General features: G+C 72.0%; 27 protein-coding genes. 15 read left to right on the plus strand and 12 right to left on the minus strand.

The window, feature by feature from the left end; all coding sequences use genetic code 11:
• The first annotated feature begins 9 nt into the window (after positions 1 to 9).
• The 3 genes from ASC99_RS20385 (at position 10) to ASC99_RS20395 (ending at position 3107) form a co-directional block, all read left to right on the plus strand.
• Positions 10 to 1329, plus strand: coding sequence for an acyltransferase (locus ASC99_RS20385; protein ID WP_063857136.1), 1320 nt, complete (start codon positions 10 to 12; stop codon positions 1327 to 1329).
• 73 nt (positions 1330 to 1402) lie between these two features.
• Positions 1403 to 2395 (plus strand): GlxA family transcriptional regulator, encoded by a 993-nt coding sequence (locus tag ASC99_RS20390; RefSeq protein ID WP_057234116.1) that lies wholly within the window; start codon positions 1403 to 1405, stop codon positions 2393 to 2395.
• Positions 2396 to 2483: 88 nt separating this feature from the next.
• Complete coding sequence (locus ASC99_RS20395) at positions 2484 to 3107, plus strand: isochorismatase family protein (RefSeq protein ID WP_057234118.1); 624 nt, start codon at positions 2484 to 2486, stop codon at positions 3105 to 3107.
• Between the two features lie 70 nt (positions 3108 to 3177).
• Here ASC99_RS20395 and dacB read toward each other — a convergent pair whose 3' ends face one another.
• The 6 genes from dacB to ASC99_RS20420 form a co-directional block, all read right to left on the minus strand.
• Positions 3178 to 4764, minus strand: coding sequence for a D-alanyl-D-alanine carboxypeptidase/D-alanyl-D-alanine-endopeptidase (gene dacB / locus ASC99_RS20400; protein WP_082598480.1), 1587 nt, complete (start codon positions 4762 to 4764; stop codon positions 3178 to 3180).
• A 159-nt stretch (positions 4765 to 4923) separates the two neighbouring features.
• Complete coding sequence (locus ASC99_RS20405) at positions 4924 to 6279, minus strand: carotenoid oxygenase family protein (protein WP_057234122.1); 1356 nt, start codon at positions 6277 to 6279, stop codon at positions 4924 to 4926.
• Between the two features lie 48 nt (positions 6280 to 6327).
• Positions 6328 to 7782, minus strand: a complete 1455-nt coding sequence (locus tag ASC99_RS20410; RefSeq protein ID WP_057234124.1) for an MFS transporter — start codon at positions 7780 to 7782, stop codon at positions 6328 to 6330.
• A gap of 60 nt (positions 7783 to 7842) precedes the next feature.
• Positions 7843 to 8004: a hypothetical protein gene (locus ASC99_RS38760; protein ID WP_157531652.1), complete on the minus strand. Its 162-nt coding sequence runs from the start codon at positions 8002 to 8004 to the stop codon at positions 7843 to 7845.
• Between the two features lie 91 nt (positions 8005 to 8095).
• A complete protein-coding gene (locus tag ASC99_RS20415; protein ID WP_057234126.1) occupies positions 8096 to 8659 on the minus strand; it encodes a TetR/AcrR family transcriptional regulator in 564 nt (187 codons plus the stop codon).
• A gap of 59 nt (positions 8660 to 8718) precedes the next feature.
• Positions 8719 to 9204 (minus strand): MarR family winged helix-turn-helix transcriptional regulator, encoded by a 486-nt coding sequence (locus ASC99_RS20420; RefSeq protein ID WP_057234127.1) that lies wholly within the window; start codon positions 9202 to 9204, stop codon positions 8719 to 8721.
• Positions 9205 to 9312: 108 nt separating this feature from the next.
• Here ASC99_RS20420 and ASC99_RS20425 point away from each other — a divergent pair, with 108 nt between their 5' ends.
• The 3 genes from ASC99_RS20425 (at position 9313) to ASC99_RS20435 (ending at position 11423) form a co-directional block, all read left to right on the plus strand.
• Positions 9313 to 10158, plus strand: a complete 846-nt coding sequence (locus ASC99_RS20425) for an NAD(P)H-binding protein (protein WP_057234129.1) — start codon at positions 9313 to 9315, stop codon at positions 10156 to 10158.
• A gap of 18 nt (positions 10159 to 10176) precedes the next feature.
• Positions 10177 to 10590: a MarR family winged helix-turn-helix transcriptional regulator gene (locus tag ASC99_RS20430; protein ID WP_057234131.1), complete on the plus strand. Its 414-nt coding sequence runs from the start codon at positions 10177 to 10179 to the stop codon at positions 10588 to 10590.
• Positions 10591 to 10661: 71 nt separating this feature from the next.
• Entirely contained in the window at positions 10662 to 11423 is a 762-nt protein-coding gene (locus ASC99_RS20435) for a group II truncated hemoglobin (RefSeq protein WP_057234133.1), read from the plus strand.
• 102 nt (positions 11424 to 11525) lie between these two features.
• On the opposite strand, the gene ASC99_RS20440 is transcribed toward ASC99_RS20435, so the two are convergent.
• Positions 11526 to 12074, minus strand: a complete 549-nt coding sequence (locus ASC99_RS20440; protein WP_057234135.1) for a GNAT family N-acetyltransferase — start codon at positions 12072 to 12074, stop codon at positions 11526 to 11528.
• A 29-nt stretch (positions 12075 to 12103) separates the two neighbouring features.
• Positions 12104 to 12760, minus strand: a complete 657-nt coding sequence (locus tag ASC99_RS20445; RefSeq protein WP_057234137.1) for a DUF998 domain-containing protein — start codon at positions 12758 to 12760, stop codon at positions 12104 to 12106.
• 144 nt (positions 12761 to 12904) lie between these two features.
• On the opposite strand from ASC99_RS20445, the gene ASC99_RS20450 reads away from it, so the two are divergent.
• The 5 genes from ASC99_RS20450 (at position 12905) to ASC99_RS20470 (ending at position 21460) form a co-directional block, all read left to right on the plus strand.
• Positions 12905 to 13228, plus strand: a complete 324-nt coding sequence (locus ASC99_RS20450) for a YciI family protein (protein ID WP_057234140.1) — start codon at positions 12905 to 12907, stop codon at positions 13226 to 13228.
• A 60-nt stretch (positions 13229 to 13288) separates the two neighbouring features.
• Complete coding sequence (locus ASC99_RS20455) at positions 13289 to 15250, plus strand: DUF6596 domain-containing protein (protein WP_082598481.1); 1962 nt, start codon at positions 13289 to 13291, stop codon at positions 15248 to 15250.
• A 324-nt stretch (positions 15251 to 15574) separates the two neighbouring features.
• Complete coding sequence (locus tag ASC99_RS20460; RefSeq protein ID WP_057234142.1) at positions 15575 to 17335, plus strand: S8 family serine peptidase; 1761 nt, start codon at positions 15575 to 15577, stop codon at positions 17333 to 17335.
• 178 nt (positions 17336 to 17513) lie between these two features.
• Positions 17514 to 20267: a LuxR family transcriptional regulator gene (locus ASC99_RS20465; protein ID WP_057234144.1), complete on the plus strand. Its 2754-nt coding sequence runs from the start codon at positions 17514 to 17516 to the stop codon at positions 20265 to 20267.
• 188 nt (positions 20268 to 20455) lie between these two features.
• Positions 20456 to 21460 (plus strand): DUF4190 domain-containing protein, encoded by a 1005-nt coding sequence (locus ASC99_RS20470; RefSeq protein ID WP_057234146.1) that lies wholly within the window; start codon positions 20456 to 20458, stop codon positions 21458 to 21460.
• Between the two features lie 2 nt (positions 21461 to 21462).
• On the opposite strand, the gene ASC99_RS20475 is transcribed toward ASC99_RS20470, so the two are convergent.
• Positions 21463 to 21813, minus strand: coding sequence for a DoxX family protein (locus ASC99_RS20475; RefSeq protein ID WP_057234148.1), 351 nt, complete (start codon positions 21811 to 21813; stop codon positions 21463 to 21465).
• A 113-nt stretch (positions 21814 to 21926) separates the two neighbouring features.
• Here ASC99_RS20475 and ASC99_RS20480 point away from each other — a divergent pair, with 113 nt between their 5' ends.
• Positions 21927 to 22370 (plus strand): MarR family winged helix-turn-helix transcriptional regulator, encoded by a 444-nt coding sequence (locus ASC99_RS20480; RefSeq protein ID WP_057234150.1) that lies wholly within the window; start codon positions 21927 to 21929, stop codon positions 22368 to 22370.
• Between the two features lie 7 nt (positions 22371 to 22377).
• Here ASC99_RS20480 and ASC99_RS20485 read toward each other — a convergent pair whose 3' ends face one another.
• Complete coding sequence (locus ASC99_RS20485) at positions 22378 to 23157, minus strand: TetR/AcrR family transcriptional regulator (RefSeq protein WP_057234152.1); 780 nt, start codon at positions 23155 to 23157, stop codon at positions 22378 to 22380.
• A gap of 103 nt (positions 23158 to 23260) precedes the next feature.
• Here ASC99_RS20485 and ASC99_RS20490 point away from each other — a divergent pair, with 103 nt between their 5' ends.
• Together ASC99_RS20490 and ASC99_RS20495 are read left to right on the plus strand one after the other, a co-directional pair.
• Positions 23261 to 23641 (plus strand): VOC family protein, encoded by a 381-nt coding sequence (locus ASC99_RS20490; protein WP_057234153.1) that lies wholly within the window; start codon positions 23261 to 23263, stop codon positions 23639 to 23641.
• 70 nt (positions 23642 to 23711) lie between these two features.
• Positions 23712 to 24317 (plus strand): HhH-GPD-type base excision DNA repair protein, encoded by a 606-nt coding sequence (locus tag ASC99_RS20495; protein WP_057234155.1) that lies wholly within the window; start codon positions 23712 to 23714, stop codon positions 24315 to 24317.
• Here the strand turns inward: ASC99_RS20495 and ASC99_RS20500 are convergent.
• The gene (locus tag ASC99_RS20500; protein ID WP_057234157.1) at positions 24310 to 24516 is read right to left on the minus strand and encodes a KTSC domain-containing protein; all 207 of its coding nucleotides are present in this window, start codon (positions 24514 to 24516) and stop codon (positions 24310 to 24312) included. The genes ASC99_RS20495 and ASC99_RS20500 overlap by 8 nt on opposite strands.
• A gap of 42 nt (positions 24517 to 24558) precedes the next feature.
• Here ASC99_RS20500 and ASC99_RS20505 point away from each other — a divergent pair, with 42 nt between their 5' ends.
• Positions 24559 to 25278 carry a hypothetical protein gene (locus ASC99_RS20505; RefSeq protein WP_057234159.1) on the plus strand — a complete coding sequence of 240 codons (720 nt, stop codon included), beginning with the start codon at positions 24559 to 24561 and terminating at the stop codon, positions 25276 to 25278.
• Here the strand turns inward: ASC99_RS20505 and pyrB are convergent.
• Positions 25269 to 26303, minus strand: a complete 1035-nt coding sequence (gene pyrB, locus ASC99_RS20510; RefSeq protein WP_057234161.1) for an aspartate carbamoyltransferase — start codon at positions 26301 to 26303, stop codon at positions 25269 to 25271. The two genes, ASC99_RS20505 and pyrB, sit on opposite strands and share 10 nt — an antisense overlap.
• Between the last annotated feature and the right edge of the window lie 47 nt (positions 26304 to 26350).

Below are 26350 nucleotides of genomic sequence, written 5' to 3' on the forward strand. Positions count from 1 at the left end.
CCTCCTCGAATGTCCCTCACAACCCAGGCGCCCGCTCCCGAAATACCTGGGGGCCCGGCCGGACCGGCCTCCGGCGCTACCAAGCCGAGGCTGGGCTGGCTAGACGCACTGCGCGGATTCGCCGCACTGGCCATCATGGTCGGGCACTTCGTCCAGAACGTGATGCCCGAGGAGTTCGCCCGCACAGCCGGCAAGTTCGATATCGGGACCTACGCGGTCTTCCTGTTCTTCCTGGTCAGCGGCTACATCGTGCCCGCTTCACTGGAGCGCCGGGGCAGCGTGCGGGGCTTCTGGATCAGCCGGCTGTTCCGGATCTACCCGCTCTGCGTGGCCGTGGTGGCGCTCGGGGTCGTCGTCTGGAAGTTGGGCGACTACACCGACGCGCTGCCGCCGCTGGGCTGGTTCACCATGGACCACCCGGCGATCGCCGCGCTGGGCAACGTGACCATGCTGCACGACTTCCTCGGGGTGGGCGGCACGGTCTTCGTCATGTGGACGCTCTCCTACGAGATGATCTTCTATCTACTGGTGGCGTCGCTGTTCGTCCTGGGCGCGCATCGGCGCAGCGCGGAGCTGTCCACCGCGTTCGCCCTGGTCGCCCTGCTCGCGGTGGGGGCCTTCCCGCTGTACACGATCACCCACGACCTGCCGAGCGTGCGCCGCGCGGTCGTGGTGGCGACCGTCGTCATGGCGGTGGGACTGTTCGCGGTGATGAGCCGTCGCCGGAGTGTGGCGGTCCTCGGCGCGGTGCTGCTCGGTGCGCTGGCGCTCGGTCTGCTGGTCGCCAACAGCCGGATGCCCGGCTGGTTCAGCATGACCATCCTCGCCACCATGTTCGCGGGTACCGCCGTCTACCGCGTGGAACAGCGCCAGATCGGCTGGGTCAAGTGCGCGGTGGCGGCCGCGATCGCCGTCCCGGCACTGCTGTACGTCGGCGGGCGCTACGGCGAGACCGGTGAGGTGACACCCGCGTTCCAGTGGCACTGGGTGACCACCATGCTGGCCACCTGGGCGACCTTCGCGATCGGCATGGCGCTGCGGCGCTTCCGGATGCCCACGGCGCTGACCTGGCTGGGCTCGATCAGCTACTCGGTCTACCTGGTGCACGCCGTGCTGCTGAGCGTGCTGCTCTGGCTGATCACCCCCACCCCGGTCACCTCGCTCTCGATGGGGACCCGGTTCGTGCTCGGCATCGGATTCTGCGCCGCCGTGCTCGCGGTCAGCCACCTCACCTTCCACCTGATCGAACGGCCGGCCCAGCGGCTCGGCACCCGGCTGACCAAGGCCGTCGACCGCCGCGGCGCCCGGCGGTCCGGCTCGCCGGAGTAACAGCCGGGCGGATGTCCGGATGTGACAGGGAATCGTCATTGCGGCCATGCCCGGCGACGGCCACGATGGACGCATGCCCACTCCCCACCGCGTCGTCATCGCGGTCTTCCCCGACGTCGACCTGCTCGATGTCACCGGCCCGGCCGAGGTGTTCGCGCTGGCCAACCGGGAGACGGCCGGCCGGGCCGGCTACCAGGTGCGGCTGGCGGGGCCGGTAGCAGGTGAGGTGCGGACGTCGGCGGGGGTGCGGCTGCTGACCGATCTGACCTTTGATCAGGTCGGGGGGCAGCTGGACACGCTGCTGGTGCCCGGGGCGGTCGAGATGACCGACGACGGGCCGGTGGCGAAGGTCGACCCGGAGATCGTGGCGTGGGTGCAGGAGACCGCACCGCACGCGAGGCGGGTGGCGTCGGTCTGTGTGGGTGCGCACGTACTGGCGGCTGCCGGGTTGCTCGACGGGCGGACGGCGACCACGCACTGGTCGACGGCGGCTCAGTTGGCCGCCGATCATCCGGCTGTCACGGTCGACCCGGATCCGATCTTCGTCCGGACCGACCGCGGCCGGCTCTGGACCGGTGCGGGGATCAGCGCCTGCCTCGACCTGGCGCTCGCTCTGGTGGCGGAGGACCAGGGTGAGGAGGTCGCCCTGGCGGTGGCCCGGCAGTTGGTGATGTACCTCAAGCGGCAGGGTGGCCAGAGCCAGTTCTCGGTACCGCTGAGCCGCCCGGCCTCCGCCCGCCGCGACATCGACGAGCTGCGCCTGTGGATCGCCGACCACCTCGACGAGGACCTGTCCGCGGCTGCCCTGGCAGCCCGGATGTGTCTGAGTGAGCGTCACTTCGCCCGGGTGTTCAAGCAGGAGACGGGCACCGGTACGGCCGACTACGTCCAGGCCGCCCGGGTGGAGGCGGCCCGTCGGCTGCTGGAGAGCACCGACTCACCGCTGGAGCAGGTGGCCACCGTCGCGGGTTTCGGCTCGGCCGAGACGCTGCACCGCGCGTTCCGGCGGCAGCTCGCCACAACTCCGGCCGCCTACCGCCGCCGCTTCCGCACCCAGTCCGCCTGACCCCTCCCCTCCCCCCAGACCCAGACCCCCCTCACACGCGAGCCGTGCGGCTTCGCCATGCCCGAATGACTACTGAGAGGCCCAGAGAATGAGCACCGTCAGCCCGTCCACCACCCTGCGCGACCTGAGCGGCCTGGACAACCGGCCGGCCCGCCTGAGCGACTCCGTCCTGATCATGATCGACTTTCAGAACACCTACCGCACCGGCGTCATGGCCCTCGACGGCGCCGAGGAGGCCCTCGCGGCGGGGGCCCGCCTGCTGGCCCGGGCCCGGGCCGCCGGCACGCCGGTCGTCCACGTCCTGAACGACGGCGGCGAGGGCACCCCGTACGACATCCGCGCCCAGATCGGCGAGATCAGCGACGAGGTCGCCCCGGTCGAGGGCGAAGCGGTTGTGGTCAAGCAGGTCCCCAACGCCTTCCACGCCACCGAGCTGGAGAAGGCCCTGACCGACCTGGGTGCAGCCCCGGGCAGTGGGAAGGATCTGGTGCTGGCCGGGTTCATGACCCACATGTGCATCAGCTACACCGCCCAGGGTGCCTTCAACCTCGGCTACCGGTCGACCGTCGTCGCCGAGACCACCGCCACCCGGGCCCTCCCCGGCCCCGACGGCACCGTCCTGCCGGCCGCTGCGCTCCAGTCCGCTGCCCTGACCACCGTCGCCGACCTGTTCGGCGTCGTCGTCGCCACCGTGGACGACATCCCCGCCTGAGCCGAAGCGCCTGGGCTCAAGCAGCGCGAAGGCCCCGACCGTCCAACAGTCGGGGCCTTCGGAGCCTCCGTCAGGAAGCCCTCTCCGCCTGCTCCTGGAGCAGACCGGCGATCCGTGACTGGTCGTTGATGATGTCGAAGAAGCTGTTGATGTCCGGCGTGGAGGCACCGTTCACGGCCAGGTAGAAGGTGTGCAGCCGCCCGTGCCCCGCGTCGAGGTAGCCCCCGAGGGTCTCGCCGCCGACGGCGAGCCGCTCGTTGACCGCGTCGTACCCGATGACGGAGCCGGGCTTGGCCCACACCTTGCCCTTGCCGGGGCAGGTCGGGCAGCCCTCGCACGCGGTGGCCAGCGAGCCGTCCACGCCGAGGATCGGCAGCGCCTCGCGGAATCGGTCCGCCTCCGGGGTGCCCTGCCAGTAGTGCAGGATCTCGTTCTCCACCCGCGGGGTGACCCGGTCGACGGGGTTGCCGCCGCGGCCGTCGAGCAGCTGGACCTGGGTCGGGTCGATGCCCGCCTGGCGCAGGAAGCCGTTCAGCACCGGGAAGCCCCCGGAGCACTCATGGCTGCCCGCCGTGACGGCCATCAGGCAGATCGTGAGGTTCGCCCCGAGGTTGTGACTGACCTTCAGAATCAGCTTGCCGTACTCGGCGAAGACCGGGGAGACATACGCGCCGACGCGCTGCGTGCCGTCGTACGTGGCGGGCAGCACACCGACCGGGTTCGGTCCGGTCGGCGGTGCGGTGACGGTGACACCCGCCCTGGCCAGGGCCTCGATCAGGGCCGTCCGTCCGAACGCGTTCGGATCCTTGACGTGGGAGATCCGCAGGGTCGGCGGGGCGTCGGCGGCGATCGTGCCCGACAGGGTGATGTGGGTGCCGTCCGGGGAGGCCGCGACCTGGATGTCCGTGGCTCCCCCTGCGGCGACCGTCTGGACGGTCGACTCCACCTGGTACGGCGCGACCTGGGGCCGCCAGCTGAGCTGAGCGGGCGCGCCGGGGGCGGCCGGGGTGGTCAGCAGATCGATAACGTTGTCGTTGACGATGAGCGGGTCCGGACCCGGGTCGAGCCCCTCGGAGGTGGTGAAGAGCCGCGGGTCGACGGCGAGGTCGCCCCGGATCTCGGTGAGCCCGGACGCGCGGACCTGACCGGCGATCTCGTCCAGTCCGGCGAGCGGGTTCTCGGGGGTGAGGGTGGCGCCCGGGACGTCGTTCGCGTAGGTGTGGTCGATCGTGGTGAAGTCGACGCCGCCGTCCGGCTTGGTCCGGCCGCCCATCGTGAGGTCGCCCTGGGCGACCAGGACCAGCGAACCGTTCAGCGCCGTACCGTCGCGGTCGCCGATGGCCTGCACCGGCGTGGTGAACCGGTGCTCGCCGCCGAGGGTGTGCCAGGCCCCCGAGACACTGACCAGCTTGGTCGTCGAGCCGGGGATGAAGAACTGGTCGGCGTACCGCGAGTGGATCACCCGCCCGGTGGCCTCGTCGATCTCCAACAGGCCCCACTGGGCGTGTTGGTAGGCCGGTTTGCTCATGATCGCCGCGATCTCCGGGCCGAATTCGTCGTACTGGTCGGGCGCCGGGCCCGCGGCTCCGACGGTCATGGCCGTGGCCACCGCCGTGGTGAGGGCGGTGGCCATCGTGCGCCAGCTTCGAGGGATCATGAACCCACCTGTTCCGGGCCGCGCGCCCGGGCCCTGACGGTTACTCAGTCCTGGCAGGCATACCGTGGCGAGGCGGGCGACCGAACGTCCTGGCGAGCCGTTCACCCGCTTGCGCCGCATACTGCGGCCGACCGAGCGGGCGACCAGGGCCGGACGGGTTCAGCCGTTCAGGGCGGAGTCCGGGATCCAGGACCCGTGGATCATGGCGGGCACCCGGCGCGGCAGGTGGACGGTGGCGACCGGCGGGAGGGACAGGTCGGAGGCGTCCAGGACCAGCAGCCGGGAGGCGTCGGCGTTCAGGTCGCTGACCACGGTGAGCAGGTAGCCGGCGTCCTCCCCGGTGGCTCCGGCGGCCGGGACGAACAGCGCCTCGCTGGGCAGTTGGCCCACTCCGACCGGACGCAGCTGTCGGGCCCCGGTCGAGCGGTCGTACTTGACCAGCGCGTGGTTGCCGATGCCCTGGTCGTCCGGGAAGGAGAGCGCGTACTGGTAGCGGTGCTCCCGGCCGAGGTACTCCTCGTTGATGGTCGGGAACTCCACCGTCAGGTCGTCGGTGTACTCCTCCCGGACCGTGCCGGCCACCAGGTCGACGGTCCACCGCACGCTGCGGGAGCCGGAGTTGGGCTCGGCCCCGCGGTCCGGCGCACCCACCCACCAGTTCCAGGAGCGCTGCCAGCCGGTCCGCCCCACGGACGGGCCTTCGACCACGATCCGGCCCTGCCGGTCCTCGTAGGCGTTGGCGAGGTGCATCGCGTAGCCCTGGCCGATCTCGAACCAACGGACCTTGCCCGCACCGCCGTTGCCCTGCGGCATGATGCCGATCCGGGTCGGCTGGGTGTCGCTCCAGCCGTACGGGATACCCGAGTGCTCGGTGTGGTCGAAGGTGACCGATCCCTCCAGGAACACCACGTGGTGCTCGGTGATGGCGAAGTCGTGCTTCAACGCGGCGGTGGCGCCCGGGACTTCCTGACTGTGCAGCAGTTCGCCGGTCGGTGCGGCCACGTGGTGGATCAGGTAGGGCGGGAACGGCGAGGAGGCGAAGAAGTGCAGTTCGCCGGTGACCGGGTCCTCCTTGGGGTGTGCGGTCATCGCCGAGGTGAGCTTCCCACCGAAGTCGTACGCACCGACCGTCTCCAGATCGGCCGTCAGCTCGAACGGGAGGTTCGCCTCGCAGAGCGCCAGCAGGCGCCCGCCGTGCTCGATGACGTGCGTACCGGCGGTGCTGGCGGTCAGGTCCGGGCCCTGCTCGGTCAGGTACGGCGCACCGTCCAGCGCCGGGGTGTGCACCCAGCGGTTGCGGTACCACTCGGCGCGGCCGTCGCGGAGCCGGATGCCGTGCACCATGCCGCTGCCCTTGAACCAGTGGGTCGGGGTGATGCCGGGCTTGGGGTTGTGGCTGTTGCGGATCAGCCGGCCGGTCAGCTCGGGCGGCAGGCTGCCCTCGACGGTGAGGCCGGTGGCGGAGATCTCGTCGGCGACGGGGGTGTAGTGGCCGGTCAGGTAGGGCTTGTTCATCGGTGAATCCAGTTCTGTGAGAAGGGAGTTGGGTGATACAGCGAGGGTCTACCGGCCTGCTTCGGCGCGGGCCTCGATGCGGAGCAGCGAGTGATCGAGCGCACCACGGGTCAGCAACGGGCTCAGCACGGCGGCGACGGCGGCCACCCCGGCCGAGAGCAGGAAGACGGTCCGGTAGCCCTCGGTGAGGGCCACGGCGTACGGATGGCCGATCCCGTACGCCGCCGTGCGGGAGGCGGCGAGGGTGGCGAGCACGGCCAGTCCGACCGCGCCGCCGATCTGCCGAGTGGTGTTGACCAGGCCGCCGACGAGCCCCGCGTCCGCTCCCGGTACGCCGGCCACCGCGGCTGCGGTGAGCTGCACGAAGGCGATGCCGAGGCCCAGGCCGATCACGAGGGTGGGGCCGAGCACGTCGGCGGCGAAGCTGCCGTGCGCGGAGATACCGGACAGCCAGGCGAACCCGCCGGCCAGCAACGCCAGGCCCCCGGCCAGCGTCGGAGTGGGACCGAGCCTGCGAGCGATCCTCGGAGCCAGCGAGGACCCGATGATGTTCGCTGCCGCGAGCGGGAGTTGGGACAGTCCGGCCTGCAACGGGCCGTCGCCGAGGACCTGTTGCTGATAGAGCGGCAGGAAGAAGAAGAGTCCGATCCAGACCGCGCCCAGCAGGGCCATCAGCAGGTTGGCGGACCCGACCGAGCCGGTGCGCAGCAGGCGTGGCGGGAGCAGCGGCGCGGGGTGCCGACGCTCGGTGCGGGCGAAGACCACCAGCAGGGCTGCCGCCACCGCACCGCTGACCGCCACCCACGGATCGGTCCAGCCGGAGCGGCCGGCCAGGGTCAGCCCGTAGACCAGCGCGACCAGGGCCGCCGTGATCGTGACCGCGCCGACCAGGTCGATCCTCCGCAGGCCGCCCCCGGACGGGGCCAGGGCGGGCACCAGGCGCACACCTGCCACCAGCACCAGCGCAGCGCTCAGCGCACTGGCGTAGAACACCGACTGCCAGCCCAGGCTCGCGGTCAGGATCCCGCTCAGCAGCACCCCGGCGGCGCCACCGCCGCCGGAGACCGCACCCCACACACCGAGTGCCTTGCCACGCCCCGGCCCCGGCGGGAACACCTGCATCACCAGGGACAGCGCAGCGGGAGCGATGGCCGCGGCGCCCACGCCCTGGACCGCACGGGCCGCCACCAGGTGCCCCGAACTGCCGGCCAAGGCTGCGGCCAGCGAGGCGGCGGCGAAGACCGCCAGCCCGGCGAGCAGGACGCGCCGACGTCCCAGCAGGTCGGCGGTCCGCCCGCCGAGCAGCAGCAGCGCGCCGAAGGCCAGACCGTACGCGTTGATCACCCAGGTCATCCCGCCGGACGAGAGCCCGACCCCGTCGCGGATGGCCGGCAGGGCGACGTTGACGACGGAGGTACTGAGCACCACGACGAACTGCGCGGCGGCCAGGACGGCGAGGACAGTGGCGGGTCGGGTGGTTCGTCCACCCATCGGCTCGGACACGACAGCAACTCCTTGTGTGGTCACTCACTCACTCATTGGGTCAAAAACAAGGACCCCGGGTCACGCGCCCCGCTCGGCGCGCTCCTTGAGGTTGCGCAGCCGGTGGCCAGGCGATGCGCCGTCGGCCCGGAGCCCGCTTGACCACCGAGATGACGTCGGGCTGCCCGGACGGCCCGGGGCGTGCAGGTCGATTCCGACCGGGGCGGTGGTGACGGCGTACATGAAGAATCTCCAGACGGTCCATGGGTAGGCGTATGTGGTTGATCACTCACTTGGCGGTCAAAAGAAACAGCCGGGCCGAGACCCGGCTGCCCTAGAAGTGCCGGATACCGGCGCCGAGCGTGCGCGCCCACGGGGCGTCCACCGCGTCGACGTCCATCGACACCAGCAGGTGGCACAGCGCACCGACCGCGAAGAACTCCTGCACCTGCCGGTCGTCGCCGCCCGAGGCCCCGCGGACGTACTCCACCATGCGGGCGTACCCGGCCCGGACCGCATCGCGGATGGCCGGCTCGGAGACCGCCGCCGCCTGGGCGTGCAGCTGGACCATCAGCAGGTCGTTGTCGCTGATCAGACGGGCGTACGCCTCCCCCATCGCGTCGAGCACCGCCTCGGGCGAGGCGCTCGTGGCATTGGCCGCGCCGACCTCGAGGCTCCCCCGGATCCGGACGAAGCAGTGCCCGACGACGGCGACGAACAAGTCCTCCTTGCTGGGGAAGAGCCGGTAGACGTACGCCTGCGAGATCCCGGCCGCCTTGGCCACCTCCATCGTGCTGGTACCGAAGTACCCCCGCGTGGCGAAGGCCCCGATCGCGGTGCGCAGCACCGTCTCGCGGCGCTCTTCGGCGGTGGACAGTTGGCGTGGTTGCGTTGGCATGTGAGTACTCAACCACTCACACTCACTCGCGTCAACACCTGACGGCGGATCAACTGCCCTCAGCGGTTCCGCAGGGCGTCCTGGCTGGCGACGTACTTCAGCATCAGGCGGGCGAACTCCAGCCGCTCCCCCTCCGGCCAGTCGGCGGTGATCGACTCGAAGGCGGCGCGCTGGTGGCGACGGAAGCGGGCCATCAACTCCCGGCCCTCGGCGCTGAGCTGAAGGACCGTACGGCGGCCGTCCTGCTGAGAGGCGGCGCGGATCAGGTAACCGGCGGCGATGCTGTCGGACACCATCCGGCTGGCCACCGACGGATCCACCCCCAGGTGGGCGCCGACCGCCCCGACGGTGACCTCGCGGGCCTCGCCGTCCTGCTCCGCGGCCTGCTCGGCCTCCAGGACGATATTGAGGACCAAGGTCCGGCTCAGGTCCTTCTGGGAGACCGGATTCTCGACCTCCAGCAGGGCGGACCGTCGGAGTTTCCCGAAGGCCGGGCCCACAGTGTCCAGCAGTCGCTCGGAGGCGCTCGGCTCGTGCTTCGTCATGGCCCCATCGTATCTGGATGACTCTATGAATACATGTGTTGACATGAAAACGTGTGCATGCGAGCATGCATATGTCTTCACCAACGAACCCAGTGAACGGAACACTCCATGACCATCCTCATCACCGGCGCCCGCGGCAAGGTCGGCCAGTCCGTTCTCGGCACCCTGCACGCCGCCGGTCACTCCGTCCGGGCCGCCAGCGCCAAGCCCGCCGAACTGACCGTCCCGGCGGGTGTCGAGGTCGCCGAGCTCGACCTCGGCCGGCCCGAGACCTTCGCCGCCGCGCTCCGGGGCGTCCGGCAGGTCTTCCTCTACCCCCAGCCCGCCGGCATCCACGAGCTGATCGCCACCGCCGAGGCCGCCGGTGTCGAGCACGTCGTGCTGCTCTCCTCCTCCTCGGTGCTCGGCCCCGACGCGGAGCAGGACGCCCTGGCGAGCCACAGCCTCCAGGTCGAACGCGCCCTGACCGCCTCCACCCTCACCAGCACCTTCCTGCGCCCGGACGCCTTCGCCAGCAACGCGCTGGGCTGGGCCTACTTCGTCGGCCGGGCGATGCCGGTCCAACTCGCCTACCCGGACGCCGACATCGCCCCGATCCACCCCGAGGACATCGCCGACGTGGCAGTCGCCGCGCTCACCGGTGACGCACTCACCGGCCGCCAGGTCACGCTGACGGGCGCCGAGACCCTCACCTTCCGCGCGCAGCTCGCCGTCCTGGCGGACGCCGTCGGCCGGGAGATCCCGGTCGAGCGGATCACCCGCACCGAGGCCGAGCAGCAGCTCGGCGGCTTCATGCCCGCAGTGATGGTCGGCGCGCTACTCGACCTCTGGCAGGCCGCCGAACAGCACCCCGCAGTCGTCGCCGACACCACCGAGACCCTGCTCGGCCGCCCCGCCCGCACCTTCCGCCAGTGGGCCGCCGAGAACGCCCACGCCTTCACCCCGCAGCACTGACCTGGACCGGAGCGCATCATGAAGCCCCATCGGGTACTGGCCATCGGCTACTGGCTCAACCGCACCGACCAGGCCCTCACCCGGCGGATGGACACGATGCTGGCCGAGTACGGGATCACCCGGATCGGCTGGCAGGTCCTGAACGTCGTCGCGGACGGGCCGCTGGTCACCGACCCCGAAGTGCTGGCCCTGCTGGCCGCCAACGCCGACACGCCGACCCTGACCGACGCCGTCCGCACGGCCCTCGCCGACGGCTGGCTGACCCGGCCGGCCCCGGACCACCTCGCACTCACCACCGGCGGCCGCGCCCGGCTCGCCACGGTGGCCGAACGGGTCGCCGCCTTCCGTGAGTTGTCGATGACCGGCATCTCCCCCGAGGAGTACCGGACCGCCGTCAGCGTGCTGGAACGGATGACCGGGAACCTGGCCTGAACTCCTGCACCGTCACCGCTTCTCTCCCTCAAGTCCTTGTCTGCGCAACGATGGTGATGTTGAGTCAGGACATGATTGTCGAGTACATCCGGTACCGGATCGCCGAACCGCAGCGCGCCGCCTTCGAGCAGGCGTACCTCCGAGCCGCCGACCCGCTCGGCGCGGCCGAGCAGTGTGTCGACTACGAGCTGGCCCGCTGTACGGAGGAGCCGGCCGCCTACGTCCTGCGGATCCGCTGGACCTCCGCCGAGGACCACCTCGGCGGCTTCCGCAAGGGCGAGCACTTCGCCGCCTTCTTCGCCGAGATCAAGCCGTACGTCGAGTCGATCGAGGAGATGCGCCACTACGAGGTGACCTCCGTCGAGGGCAAGGGCGGATCGACACCGACCCTGTACGAGTGGGCCGGTGGCGCCGACGCCTTCGACCGGCTGTTCACCCGCTTCTACGAGCGCGTCCCCGAGGACGAGATCCTCGCCCCGGTGTTCGCCGGGATGGACCCGCAGCACGCCCAGCACGTGGCGGCCTGGCTCGGCGAGGTCTTCGGCGGCCCGGCCCGCTACAGCACCGAGCTCGGCGGCCACCGGCACATGGCCTCCCGGCACCTCGGCCGGGGCGTCACCGAGCAGCAGCGCAGCCGCTGGGTCGCCCTGCTGCTGGACACCGCCGACCAGGTCGGCCTGCCCGCCGATCCGGAGTTCCGGGGCGTCCTCGCGTACTACCTGGAGTGGGGCACCCGGATGGCGCTGATCTACTCGGGCCCCAATCCGCCGCCGCTTCCCGAGACCCCGATGCCGCGCTGGGACTGGGGCATCACGCCGCCGTACCGGGGCTGACCGCCCGTCAGGCCCTCCGGCGAGGTCTCAGCTCCAGCCCCGTTCCTTGGACAGCAGCCGGCGTCGGGGGGTGTCCGGGCCCCGACGCCGGCTCGGAACAGCTCAGGCGCGCCCCGCCCACTCCTCGCGGAGCAGCCCGAACAGCACCCGGTCGTACCGCTCCCCCGCCACCAGCACGGCGGCGCGGCGGCGCCCCTCCTCCTGGAAGCCGAGCCGGGTGAAGGCGCGGACGGCGCGCTCGTTGCCGCTCCAGGTGTCCAGCTCCAGGCGGTGCAGCCCGTACGCGCCGAACAGGTGGCCGACCAGCAGGGCCAGCGCCTCGGACCCGTGGCCCCGGCCCCAGTACTCCGGCTCGCCGATGGTCACGCCCAGGGTGGCGACCCCGCCGTACGGGTCCAGGTCGCGGTAGTCGGCCATGCCGATCACCCGACCGTCCGTCAGGTCCTCGACGGTGAACACCGCCGACTCGCGCGGCGACAGCCGCAGCATGGTCTCGAAGCCGAGCCCGATCGCCTCCGCCGTGACCGGCCCGAAGCACGGGTCCCCGGCGGCGGCCAGCCGTAGCACCTCGGGGTCGTTGCGCCAGCGCAGGTGGTGTTCCGCGTCCTCGGCGCGCAGAGCGCGCAGCCTGACCAGCTTGCCTTCGAACATGACCACTCCCGAGTCCCGCTGACGGTGCTTCAGCGGGCCTGACGGTACCGGGCGGCGATCACCGAGATCCACAGCATTGCGGCGATCACTCCGACGGCCAGGGTCAGCGTCCCGGCCCGGCCGCCGCTCATCGCCCAGGCGTTGCCGAGCACCAGCGCCGTCCCGGCCACCCGGGAGGCGATGGCGAGACCACGGCTCCCGGCGCGACGGAAGTGCCGGCCCAGCACGTAGCAGGCGGCACCGAGGGCACCGAAGGCCACCAGACCGGCCATCATGTGGCCGTAGCTGTGCCAGGTCAGCGCGGTCGGCATCCCGTACGGCGTGCCGACCGGGAATCCGTCGGCGGGGTCCATCACCAACACCCCGGCGGCGATGATCCCGATGCCGCTGAGGCGGACCAGCCGGGGCACCCAGGTGCCGCCGGCCATGCCCCGCATCACCCGGTGCAGCCCGCTCGCCCCGAGGACGGTGAGGACGCCCGAGACCAGGAAGTTGGTGATCTGGAGCCAGCCGAGCGAGCCGTTGCTCAGCGCGCTGAGCGGGTGCCGGGTGAGGTCGAAGCCCTCCCGGGCGGCGGCCTGGGCCAGCGAGACGGCTGCCCAGAGCGGGGACGCCACCACGGCGCAGGTGAGCAGCGAGCGGGTGCTGACGGCGCGGGCGGCGACGGGGAACTGAACGGTGGTCATGATCGGTGTTTCCTTCCGGGGTTCGGTTTCTCGCTGACACGTCGTCCGGGTGGTGTGACAGGGAATGCCCTGCGTTCCCTGTCACATCACTCCGTTCGACGTACCGGCAGAAGCACCGACACGAACACCCACCGGAGGCACCCCATGCGCTACCTGATGACCACCAACGCCGGCAGCTCCACCCCCGACGAGAAGCTGTTCGCCGAGATGGGCAGGTTCATCGAGGAGCTGACCGCCTCCGGCGTCCTGCTGGCCACCGGCGGTCTCGGCCCGGCCACCATCCGGGTGAGCTCCTCGGGCGACGAGATCACGGTGACCGACGGGCCGTTCGCCGAGGCCAAAGAGGCGGTGGCCGGCTTCGCGCTGGTCGAGGTCCGCTCGCAGGAGGAGGCGGTCGAGCTGGCCCGCCGGTTCCGCCGGATCGTCGGCGACGGCGAGAGCCGGATCCAGGAGGTCTTCACCTCCTGACTGAGGTCCCGTCAGCACACCTGCCCCGGCTTGCTCTCGAGCCGGGGCAGGTGTGCTGTCATGGTGCCCGTGCTGGATACCCGCCGCACGATCGATGCGGTCTGGAAACTCGAGTCGGCGAAGATCATCGCCGGCCTCGCCCGGATGGTCCGCGACGTCGGCCTGGCCGAGGAGCTGGCTCAGGACGCCCTGGTCGCCGCGCTCGAACAGTGGCCGACCACCGGTGTCCCGGACAATCCCGGCGCCTGGCTGACCACGATCGCCAGACGCCGCGCCGTCGACCACATCCGGCGCTCCCAGCTGCTGACCCGCAAACAGGAGCTGCTCGCCCACGAGCTGGACCAGCAGTCGGACCCCGAGCCCGACGACATGCTGCGGCTGATGCTGATCTCCTGTCACCCCGTGCTGCCTACCGAGGCCAGAGCCGCCCTGACCCTCCGGCTGCTCGGCGGCCTGACGGCGGAGGAGATCGCCCGCGCCTTCCTGGCCACCGGACCGACCGTCACCCAGCGGATCGCCACCGCCAAGCGGACGCTGGCCGAGCAGCAGGTCTCGTTCGAGCTGCCCGGGGAGGAGGAGCTCGGCGCCCGCCTGTCCTCCGTCCTGGAAGTGATCTACCTGATCTTCAACGAGGGCTACTCGGCGACCTCGGGCGACGACCTGATGCGGCCCGGCCTGTGCCAGGAGGCACTCCGGCTCGGCCGCCTGCTGGCCGTGCTGGCCCCGCGCGAGGCCGAGGTGCACGGCCTGGTCGCGCTGATGGAGGTGCAGGCCTCCCGCTCCGCCGCCCGCACCGGCCCGTCCGGCGAACCCGTCCTGCTGCACGAGCAGAACCGGGGCCGCTGGGACCAGTTGCTGATCCGGCGCGGCTTCACCGCGATGCTCCGGGCCCGCGAACTGGGCGGGCCGCCGGGCCCGTACGTGCTGCAGGCCGCGATCGCGGTCTGTCACGCCCAGGCCCGCACCGCCGAGGACACCGACTGGGCGCAGATCGCCGCCCTGTACGGGGCGCTGGCCCGGCTGCTGCCGACGCCGGTGGTGCAGCTGAACCGCGCCGTGGCGGTCGGCATGGCCCACGGTCCGCAGGCCGGGTTCGACCTGACCGACCCGCTGACCGGTGACCCCGCGCTGCGGGACTACCACCTGCTGCCGAGCGTCCGGGGCGACCTGCTGGCCCGGCTGGGCCGGCCTGCCGAGGCCCGGCTGGAGTTCCAGCGGGCCGCCGCGCTCACCAGGAACGCCGCCGAACGCACCTTCCTGCTCGGCCGCGCCGAGGCCCTCGCCGCACACGTCCAGGCCGGGCCCACCCTCGGTTCGGCCACCCGCTCGTTCCTGGCCGACGCCGGGCTGGACGCCGCGACGGTCCGTTCGTACGGGCAGACCCTGCGGCGGCTCGGCCTGGCGCTCGGGGAAGGGCTGCCACTGCCCGAGCTGACGGCCAGTCAGGTGGCCGAGGTGTTCGCGACGGCCTGGGGCGGGGCGGCGGCCCGGACCTGGAACCGGCACCGGGCGGCCGTCCGTTCGTTCGCGACATGGGCCGAACTGGCCGGTACCGCCGACCTGTTGGAGCGCCGAGCCGAACCTCGGGGCTCCGTTCCGCCGCTCTCCCCGGGCGGGCTGGACGAGCTCTGCGACCGACCCGGCCTGGCGCTGCGCGAGCAGACCCTGTGGCGCCTGCTGCGCGAGTCGGGCGCCGGGGTGAAGGCGGTGCTGGCCCTGAACGTCGAGGATCTCGACCTGGACGACCGCACCGCCGGGCCCGGCATCGGCTGGCGCTCCGGCACCGCCCGGCTGCTCCCCCGCCTGCTGGACGGCCGCACCCGGGGCCCGCTCTTCCTCACCGACCGCCGCCCAGGCCCGGCTCGCCTCGCCACCGCGGACCTCTGCCCGGAGACCGGTCGCGCCCGGCTCTCCTACGAACGGGCCGAGTACCTCTTCAAGCAGGCCTCCGACGGTCTGACCCTCCGTCGGCTCAAGCCCCTCAAGGGGTCGCTCAACCGGCAGCTGTCGGGCGCGAGTTGACGGTGACCGACCGCTGATGTGGCGGAACTCACCGGAGTCGCCGTACCCCTCGGCGGCAGGACAAGGGGTTTCCCCGTATCGGACGCGTCCCGCCGCCACCTACTGTCTGCGCACCGGCCATCAGCCAGGCGTCCGGTAGCCACCGGCACCGCCGGCCCGCGTCGGGCCCGCACCGCAGCACCCGTACCTGCACCTGCACCTGCACCTGCACCTGCACAGCTCCGCCCCCCCAGGGAGTGCGCCGAAGGTCGCTCCGGCCTGCCCTGGCGTGGGCTGTCGAGAGGAAACACCTTGAACGGTTCCAGCCGAAGACTGATATCCGCCATGGCGGTCTCCGCCGTCCTGCTCGGCGGTACCGCCACTGTGGCCGTGGCCGCTTCGCCTGCTCCGGCCGAGGCAGCACCTGCCGCGTCGGCGGCACCGGTCGAGCGTCTGATCGTCGGCTACAAGTCGACCGCTGCGGAGGCGGGTTCGGACACCGCGGCCGCCGACGACGCCAAGGCCAAGGGCGGCAAGGCCGGCAAGAAGGCGCTCAAGTTCGAGCGCCGGCTGGGCACCGGCGCCGCGCTGGTCAACCTCGGTGGCGGGCTGACCGCGGCCGACGCGGCGGCCGTCATGACGCAGTTCCGGGCCGACCCGGAGGTGGCGTACGTCGAGCCGGACGGCCGGGCGTACCCGCTGGCCACGCCGAACGACACCGAGTACGCGAAGCAGTGGGACCTGTTCGAGCCGACCGCCGGGATGAACGTGCCGGGCGCCTGGGACACCACCACGGGCGCCGGGGTGACCGTGGCCGTGATCGACACCGGCTACGTGGCGCACACCGACCTCGCCACCAACATCGTGGCGGGCTACGACTTCATCGCGGACTCCACAGCCGCCCGGGACGGGAACGGGCGCGACAACAACCCGGCCGACCAGGGTGACTGGTACGCGGCGGGCGAGTGCGGCCAGACGAAGGCCTCCAACTCCTCCTGGCACGGCACCCACGTCGCAGGCACGATCGCGGCGGTGACCGGCAACAGCAAGGGCATCGCGGGCATCGCGTACGGCGCCAAGGTGCAGCCGGTGCGTGTGCTCGGCAAGTGCGGCGGCGCGACCTCCGACATCGCCGACGCCATCACCTGGGCCTCCGGCGGTTCCGTCGCGGGTGTCCCGGCGAACGCGACGCCCGCCAAGGTGATCAACATGAGCCTCGGCGGCTCCGGCGCCTGCGGCAGCACGTACCAGAACGCGATCAACGCCGCCGTCGCGCGCGGCACCACCGTGGTGGTGTCGGCCGGCAACAGCAACGCGGACTCGAGCGGCTTCACGCCCGCCAGCTGCAACAACGTGATCAACGTCGCGGCGAGCAACCGGGCCGGCAGCCGGTCGTACTACTCCAACTACGGTGCCAGCGTGGACATCGCCGCCCCGGGCGGTGAGACCCGGAACGCGACCGACACCCCGGGGACCGTCACCACCCCGGAGAACGCCATCCTCTCCACCCTGAACACCGGGACCACCACTCCGTCGGGCGAGACGTACTCGCCGTACCAGGGCACCAGCATGGCCGCCCCGCACATCACCGGTCTGGCCGCGCTGCTGGCGGCCGCCAAGCCGACCCTGACGCCCGCTCAGATCGAGTCGGTCATCAAGACCAACGCCCGTCCGCTGGCCGGCACTTGCACCGGTGGCTGCGGCGCCGGGCTGGCCGACGCGGCCGCGACCGTGCTGGCCGTGACCGGTACGCCCTCGGGCGGCGGTACCTTCCAGAACACCACCGACGTCGCCATCCCCGACAACGGCGCCGGCGTCACCTCGTCGATCGCGGTCACCGGCCTGACCGGCAACGCCCCGGCGACGCTCAAGGTCGCGGTCGACATCAAGCACACCTGGCGTGGTGACCTGGTCGTCGACCTGGTCGCCCCCGACGGCAGCACCTACCGCCTGCAGAACTCCTCCAGCGACAGCGCGGACAACATCATCACCACCTACACGGTGAACGCGTCCACCGAGGTCGCGAACGGTACCTGGCGCCTGAAGGCCCAGGACGTCGCCTCGGCCGACACCGGCTACATCGACTCCTGGAGCCTCACCTTCTGAGACCGCTGAACCCCTGCTGAACCGGGGACCTGCCGACGCACCCGCGCCGGCAGGTCCCTGACCGTTGCCGCTGATCCGTACGTCACACTCCTGTCCAGCACCCCGTACGACCTCGTATTCTCTCGGCACCGGCGGCACCTGAGCCGGACAGGACAGACCGAGAGGCTGGTGGCCGCACATGGAACCACCCGCACGACCGGACGCCCCGACCGGGCGCGGCGAACTCGTGACGACCCTCGACGAGATGCTGCGGACCGGCGGCCGGGCCGTCCTCAGGAGCGCCACCGGCATGGGCCGGACCACGGTGGCGGAGGCGGTCGCGGCGGCCGCCGAGGCGCGCGGGGAGACCGTGCTGTGGCTGGCCCCGGAGGCCGCCGACCTCGAGGTGGCCGGCACCTCGGCCGCCGCCCTGCTGGCCTCGGTGCCCTGCGCGGCACTGGAGCGGCTGTCCAAGCCGCAGCGGCTCGCGATCGCGATGTTCCGGCGGGAGACCGAGGCCCCGGACACCGGCTGGGACCGGGTCGCCCTCCGGCTCGCGATGGTCGAGGTGCTGCGCGCGCTCGCCGCCACCGGCCCCGTCCTGCTGGTGGTGGACAACGCCCACTGGCTCGACCAGGAGAGCGCTGACCTGCTGCGCTTCGCCCTCCGCCTGGCACCGCCGAGCCTGCGGGTCCTGCTGGCCGAGTCCCTGCACCACGGCGGCGAGGTCGCCGACGCGCTCTGCGGTCTCGGCACACCCCGCGTACCGCTCCGGCCGCTGGACGCCGACGAGGTGTCAGAACTGCTCGTCCGCCGAGGACTTCCGTCCCGGCTGGCCGGCCGGGTGCACCGGGCCAGCGGCGGCAACCCGCGACTGGCGCTGGCCGTCGGCCGCTCGCTCGCCGAGGCGCCAGGACCGGCCCACCACGCGGACACCCTGCCGCTCTCCGGTGAGGCCGGAGAGCTGGCCCGGCGGCTGCTCGCCGAGGCCCCCGCCGATGCGTACCTGACCCTGCTCCACGCCGCGCTCGCCGCCCGGCCCACCACGGCGCTGCTGCGCCGGGCCGGCCGGAACCCGGCCGAGGCCGAGGCCGCGCTGGCCGCCGCCGCCCGGGCCGGGCTGCTGACCGTACGGGACGACAACGCGGTGGTCTTCACCGCCGAGCTGCTGCCGGCCACCCTGGCGGCCGACGCCGGCTGGGCCGGGTGCGCGGCCGCCCATGCCGCGCTGGCCGCCGCCGTCGACGACGTGGTCGAGGCGGCCCGCCACCGGGCGCTCGCCGTGGACACCGCCGACGAGGAACTGGCCGCCGAGCTCACCACGGCCGCCGCGACCTGCCGACGCCGGGGCAACCGTGCGCTGGCGGCCGAACTCGGCCTGCTGGCCGCCGAACGCACCCCCGCCGACCGGCCGGCGGCGGAGCTGGCCAGGCTGGTCGGCGCGGCCGAGGACGCGGGCTGCGCCGGCCGGGCCGACCTGGCCCGCCGGGCCGGCGCGGCGGTGCTCGCCCGCGAGGCCTCGCCCGCCGACCGGGTCCGCGCCAGACTGGCCGTCATCGACTCGGCCGGGCAGGCGCTCGGCGATCTCGACGAGACCTTCGCGCACGTCATCGAGGACGCCGCCGGTGATCCCGCCCTGTGCGCGGCGGTGCAGCTGCGGATCGCCAACAAGCTCAACCTCTACGACGGGGACCCGGTACGCTCCCGGGCGGCCGCGGCCGAGGCGGGCGTGCTCGCGGCCGTCAGCGGCGACCGGGTGGCCGAGGCCATGGCACTCACCGCCCAGGCCAGGATGGGCCGGATCCTCGGCGACCCCGGCGCCGAACGGATCCTGGCCGAAGCGCTCGCCGTACCGGCACCCACCGACCCGCTCGGGATACTGAACTCACCCCGGTACCTGGCGGTCCGTCATGCCCTGTTCGACGACCGGCTGGCCGACGCCCGGACCCAACTCCTGGCCCTGTTGCCCGCGGCGGAACGCTCCGGCTCCGCCGAGGACCTGTTCTCCGTGCTCCGCGCCCTCGCCGAGGTCGAGACCCGACGCGGTCGCTGCCAGAGCGCGCTCGGCTACGCCCGGCGCGCCCTCGACCTGACCAACGAGGCCGGTCTGTCGCCCGGCCCCGCCTGGTACATCGCCGCGATCGCCGAGACGGCCGGCGGCAGCTTCCGCCGCGCCGCCGGGTACGCCCGACGCGGGGTGCAGGCCTCCGAGGAGGAGCAGGACCGGGTGTTCCTGTCCCGCAACCTGCACGCGCTCGGCCTGGTCGAACTGGTCACCGGCGATCCGGTGAAGGCGGTCACCACACTCCGCAGAGTGGGCGGCTCGGAGGCGGGGCAGCAGGTCGTCGACCCCTCGGTGCTGCGCTGGCACGGCGAACTCGCCGAGGCCCTGGTGGCCACGGACGCCCCCGAGGAGGCGGCGGACCTGCTCGACGGCGTACGCCCGGTCGCCGAGCGGCTCGGCCGGACCACCGTGCTGGCGGCACTCGACCGGGCGCAGGCGCTCTGCCTGGCAGCGGCCGGCGATCCGGCCGCCGCCGTCGACCTGCTGGAGCAGACCGCCGCGCGGTTCGCCGAGGCGGACCTTCCACTGGAGCGCGGCCGGACCCTGCTCGCGCTGGCCCGGGTCGAACGCCGCCGCCGCAGACGGGCGCCGGCCCGGGCGGCCCTGCAGGCAGCGACCGAGGTGTTCACCCTCGCCGGAGCCAGACCCTGGCTGGACATCACCACCGAGGCCCCGTCCGTACCGGACACCGGCCTGCTCCGCCCCACCACCCTCACCGAGGCCGAACTCCGGCTGGCCGTCCTGGTCGGCGAGGGCGCGAGCAACCAGGAGGCCGCCGCCAAGCTCTTTCTCAGCGTCAAGACCGTGGAGGCCCGGCTCACCCGGATCTACCAGAAGCTCGACGTACGGTCCCGGGCCCAGCTGGCCACCGCGCTGCGCACCCGCTGACGGAGCGTCAGTCCGGATGCCCGGACCGTGAAGTCGGGCCTTCGCCGGGCACCTGTATGTTGATCAGCCGCCGGCCCGGGCCGGTGACCGGGCCGCGGAAATCGGGTCGCTGTCGCCGGGGGAGCAGGACAGACTTCGGCGTCGAGGCCGAACAGCCGCTCATCGTCTCAACGTTCGAAGGATTTCGGATGACCACTCCTGCCCCGCCCGAGAGCCCGCAGTCCGCCGAGGACCCGGCCGACGCCAACCCGTGGGCCTCACCGAACCCGGGTCAGGGCGAGGCTCCGGTGCAGGACCAGGCCGCCGCCCCCGCCTTCACCCCTGCGCCGGGCGAGGGCCCGGGCGTGCCGTACTGGCAGCCGTACCCGGCACCGGTGCAGCAGCCCCGCAACGGTCTGGGCATCGCCGCGATGGTGCTCGGGATCATCGGCGCACTCTTCGGTCTGGCCCTCATCCTGTTCTGGCTGTCCTGGCTGCCGTCCCTGCTCGCCGTGATCTTCGGTGGTATCGGGCTGAGCCTCGCGCGCAAGGACCTGGCGACCAACCGGGCGATGGCACTCGCGGGCGTGATCCTGGGCGTCACCGGTCTGCTGATATCGGCCGGCACCGGGGCGTTCTTCGCGGTCCGGGTGCACCAGGTCAACGAGGACCGGCGGACATACGAGAACGAGGCGCGCGCTCGCGCCGAGATCGCCGCCAAAGCCGCCGAGGAGCGGGCGGCGAAGGAGCGGGATCGGGTCGAGGCGGAGCTCGCGCGGCTCGAGGCCGAGAAGGCGAAGAAGGCGGCGGACGAGAAGGCCCGGCACCTTTCGTTCGGTGAGTCCTACACGTACGCGGACGGGCTGAAGGTCACGATGGCCAAGCCGGAGCCGTACGTCCCGGACGGCTTCTTTGGCGACATCCCCAAGAACTCCAAGATCATCGAGGTCCGGATCACCGTCGTCAACACCGGGTCCGAGGAGCTCTCGCTCTACGGATCGGGGTCACCGTTCGTCAAGAACACCAAGGGCAACCTGATGTACCACGTGATCGACGGGAGCGGACGAATGCAGTTCCTCGCCAACGCCGTCGCTCCCGGCCAGGATTCCACCGCCCTGTCCGCGTACGCCCTTCCGAACGGCGGGGCCGACCCGTTCTACGTCGAGTTCCACTACGGCACCAAGACCGTCACCTGGACCGGCTCGGCCGGCTGACCTCAGGACGCCGCGACCGCCAGCGTCAGTACGGCCGCCGAGACCACCAGCAGCACCGCGGCCGGGGGCGTGCCCTTGTAGTCCGCGGTGCGCAGGTGTGCGCCGACCGCCCCGACGAAGTAGAGGACGAGACCGATCGCGGCCGCCACTCCGAGCGGCCCGATCCATATCCCGGCCAGCAGACCGAGCGCACCCGCAGCCTCGCAGGCGGCCAGCGGCGGCAGCCAGCCGAGCGGCACTCCGATCCCGGTGAAGCTCGCCACCACCTTCTCGTCGCGCTTCAGCTTGGCCGAGGCGGAGGCCAGCAGGACCAGGGCGAACAGGACTGCGGTGACTGCAAAGGCGATGAACACGACGGACCTCCGGGCGGATCGCGGGCGAATACCGTGGAGGCTAGCAGATAGTTGATGGTCATCAACTATCTGCAGACGCCGACAATCTACCCCCAGGTAGGGTTGTCGGCGTGATGGACGAGCTTCCCGTACTGAGCCTGGCCTTCCAGGGCCACTTCGCCGGCGCCCGGGTCAGGAAGGCGATGGCGGAACACGGGCTGAAGCCCGGCCACGGGCACGTCCTGATGGTGCTTCAGGACCAGGGCTCGGTCGGCCAGCACTGCCTGACCGAGACCCTCGGCGTCGACAAGAGCGTGACCGTCGCCCTGCTCAACGACCTCGAACGCGACGGCCTGGCCGAACGCCGCCGCGACCCGGCCGACCGCCGCCGCCACATCGTGGAGATCTCCCCCCGCGGCACCGCCCTGGTCGCCGAGGTCCACACCACCCTCGCCGCCGTCCAGGCCGATCTCTTCCGCGACCTCACCCCCGCCGAGATCGCCACCCTCAAGTCCGTCCTCGCCCGCCTCCACACCACCCCGGACGACGCCACCACCCCCTGCGACGGCCAGGACTGACCCGGGGTCACTTCCCGGCGGCCCGCTCCGCGATCAGGGCGGCGAAGCCGTCGAGGACGCGGCGGAGGCCGAACTCGTAGGCGTGGTCGGCACTGTAGGCACTCTGGTGAGCCTCGCCCGCAGCAGTGCCGATCCGGGTGGCCAGCGGAAAGCGCTCGGGGTCGAAGACCTTGGCCAGGATCGGGGCGTTGGCCTCCCACCAGTCGGCGTCGGAGATCGCGCTGTCGGCGGCGGCGGCCTGCGTCTCCAGGGCGGTGCGGGCGGTGGAGCGGACGAAGCCGAGCAGGTGGGTGAGGGCGGCGTCGATGTCCAGGTCGGGGAGGCCGAGGCCGTCGAACGCGCTCAGCTCGTGTTCGTACTTGGTGATCAGGCCGGGGCCGAGCGGCGGCCGGGTCGCGGGCAGGGCGGCCACCCAGGGGTGGGCGAGGTAGAGCGCCCGGTTGGCCTCGGCAACGGCGGTCACCCGCTCGCGCCACGGTGCGTCGGTGTGCACCGGCCGGGGCATCCGCTGGAACAACGTGTCCAGCATCAGGTCGAGCAGCTCGGCCTTGCCGGGCACGTACGTGTAGAGCGTCATGGGGGTGACGCCGAGCTGCTGCGCCACCCGCCGCATCGAGACCGCCTCCAGGCCGTCGGTGTCGGCGAGTTCGAGGGCGGCCTGCACCACCGCGTCCACGCTGAGCCCCTGGCGGGGACCGCGCCCGCCGACCGGCGGCCCGCCCGGCTCGCGCCAGAGCAGCGCGAGGGTGCGGGAGGGGTCGCCTGCGCTGCTTCGGTCCTTGGCCATGAGCCCATCCTCTCCTGCTCGGGCAGCCGGGAATAAACCGCGGGCGCTATCGTTGTACGCCGTATAACGTACGCCGTACAGAGTTAACCGACCGAGGAGTACCTTGCAGATCACCGCTACCGCCATCTCGCTCACCGTCGACCAGGTCGAGCCCTCCGCCACCTTCCTGACCAGCCATTTCGGCTTCCATGAGGCGATGGCCGCCGACGGCTTCGCCTCGCTCGCCCGGGAGGGCGCACCCAATGTGATCTTCCTGCGGCGCGGCCTCAAGGTGCTGCCGGAGGACTTCCGGGACCAGCACGCCGCCGGGGTGATCCTGGCCTTCGTGGTGACCGACCTGGCGGCCGAGTACGCCCGCCTCCAGGCTGCGGGGGTGCCGATCACCATGGAGCTGCGCGAGGAGCCGTGGGGCGAGCGCCTGTTCCAGGTCACCGACCCGAACGGCGTGATCGTCCAGCTCGTCGAGTGGGCCACCACCGAGTAGGGCCGACCGGCACCACCGCCCGCCGCGTGCCGCCCGGCTCAGGCCCGGCGGCACGCCTAGGCTGCACCGCATGGCTACCGAGATCCACCTGGCACAGCAGGACGAGGCGGACGAGCTGCTCGGGCGCAGCCCGCTGGCGGCGTTGGTAGGAATGCTTCTTGATCAACAAATCCCGATGGAGTGGGCGTTCACCGGGCCGTTCACGATCCTTCAGCGGATCGGCGGCGACGACCTCGACGCCCACCGGATCGCCGCGTACGACCCCGAGGAGTTCGCCGCGCTGGTGTCCGAGAAGCCAGCCGTGCACCGCTACCCCGGGTCGATGGCGAAGCGGGTGCAGCAGCTGTGCCAGTTCCTGGTGGCGGGGTACGACGGGGACGCCGCGAAGGTCTGGGAGGGTGCGGCGACCGGGGCGGAGCTGTTGAAGCGGCTGGAGGCGCTGCCGGGGTTCGGGAAGCAGAAGTCGCAGATCTTCCTGGCGCTGCTGGGCAAGCAGTACGGGGTGCAGCCGAAGGGCTGGCGGGAGGCCGCCGGGGCGTACGGGGAGCAGGGCGCCTTCCGGTCGGTGGCGGACATCACCGGGCCCGAGTCACTGGTGAAGGTGCGGGCACACAAGCAGGAGATGAAGCAGGCGGCCAAGGTGGAGAAGGCCGAGAAGGCCGCAAAGCTCAAGTGAGCCGCTCGTACGGGTAGTGGTCACGGATGTGCTCGTGGAAGTAGCGGCCGAGACTCGGAGCTGCCAGCAGGGAGCGGTGGACCTCCGGCGGCACGCCCGGATAGCGGTAGACCGAGCCGCTGTGGAACTCGAGCTCGAGCGTCGTGCCCTGATGGCCGACGGAGCGTAGGCAGCTGGATTCCACCTGTTGACGGTTCATGGCGTCTCCGTACCTTCATGGTACGTACGTAATACTGACGATATGTCACCTATCACCGACACCGGACACCGTCTGCTCGCCGATCTGCTCGTGGTGGGCCGGCCGTACCCGCTGGTGCTCGGCGGAGACTGTGCCGCCCGGGCGCACGGCCTGGTGGAGCGGCCGGTACGCACGGTGGAGCTGGCCACCGAGAGCCCGGTGCCGCTGGCGGAGCTGACCCGGACGGTGGCCGACGGGCTGGCGCGGCGCGGCTGGTCGGTCCAGGTGCTGGTGGGTGATCCGCTGGTGTCGGCACTGGCGGCGACCGACCCGGGGACGGCCGAGGTGTACGGGGTGGAGCTCCGGAAGGAGACCTTCTGGCAGCGGCCGGTGCAGGGTCCGGACGGTCCGGTGCTGGCGCTGGAGGACTTGGCCGGGACGGAGGTCCGGGCGCTGGCGGACCGGGGGCTGCCCCGGGACCTGGTGGATCTGCACGCCCTCTCGGACCGCTGGTCCTACCCGGAGCTGGAGACCCTCGGCCGGCACCACACCGGCCCGGACGGGCTGGACCTGACGGAGTTGCAGTCCCGGCTGAGTGGCGCGGACTGGATCGACGACGCGAGTTTCACCGCGCTGGGCCTGGCCCCTGAGCAGGTGTCAGCCCTGCGCGGCTGGGCGCAGGGCTGGGTCGACGACCTCGCCGAGCGGCTGATGGAGGCGACGGAGCCGACCGATCCCGAGGACCGGCCGGCGCTCGAAACCCCGGCTGACGGCTACTTGTAGAACGGCGCGTCGTCCGGCCCGACGTACTCGGGGCGGTACCAGCGGGCCGGGCGGAGCGAGTCGCGGATCTCGTCGGCCACCCCGAGCACCGAGGCGAACAGCGCCATCCGGGTCGGGATGCCCGCGTCGGTCTGCCGGAAGATGGCCAGCCGGGGGTCGCGGTTGAGGTCGGGGCTGAGGTCGTTGGAGCCGGGGCGGCCGTCGCGGGGCAGCGGATGCATGATCACCGCGTCCGCCCGGAACACCCGGTCGGCCAGCGCGGCGTCCACCCGGAAGTCGTCGCTGTAGGGCAGCGGCCGGTCCTTGAAGCGCTCGGTCTGCAGGCGGGTGGTGTAGACGACGTCCGCGTCCTTGAGCCCCAGGCTCGGCTGGTCGCTCTCCTCCACCGTGTGGCCCCGCTCGGCCGCCAGCTCCAGCAGGTGGGCGGGCATGTTCAGCTCGTCCGGAGCGACGCAGACGATGGTCAGGTTGTCGTACCGAGAGAGCAGCTTGACCAGCGAGTGCACGGTACGGCCGTGCCGCAGGTCGCCGACCAGGGCGATCCGGCTGCCGTCCACGGTCTTGCCGAGGCGGCCGAACTCGCGGTGGATGGCGAACATGTCGAGCAGCGCCTGGGTGGGGTGCTCACCCGCGCCGTTGCCCGCGTTGACCACCGGCACGTTGGTGGCGGCGGCGAACTCGTGGATCGAGCTGACCTCGGGGTGCCGCATCACCACCAGGTCGCAGTAGCCGCTGACCACCCGGCTGGTGTCGGCCAGCGACTCGCCCTTGGCGATCGAGGTGACCTCCGTGCCGGTGGTGGAGGTGACGCCGCCGCCGAGGCGGAGGAAGGCGGTCTCGCAGCTGAGCCTGGTCCGCGTGCTGGCCTCGAAGAACAGGCTGGCCATCACGGCGCCTTCGAGCACCCGGGTGACCTGCTGCCCCCGGGCCACCGGCACCAGCAGGTCGGCCAGTTCGAAGAGCCGCTCCAACTCGTCCCGGTCGAAGAGATCGCTGGAGAGAATGTGCTTCCCGGTCAGTGACATGGCGGCTCGGTTCTCCCTGTGGCTGCGCGGTGGATGCCGCCAGTTTA

The organism is Kitasatospora sp. Root107, assembly GCF_001424875.1.
Classification (GTDB): Bacteria; Actinomycetota; Actinomycetes; order Streptomycetales; family Streptomycetaceae; genus Kitasatospora.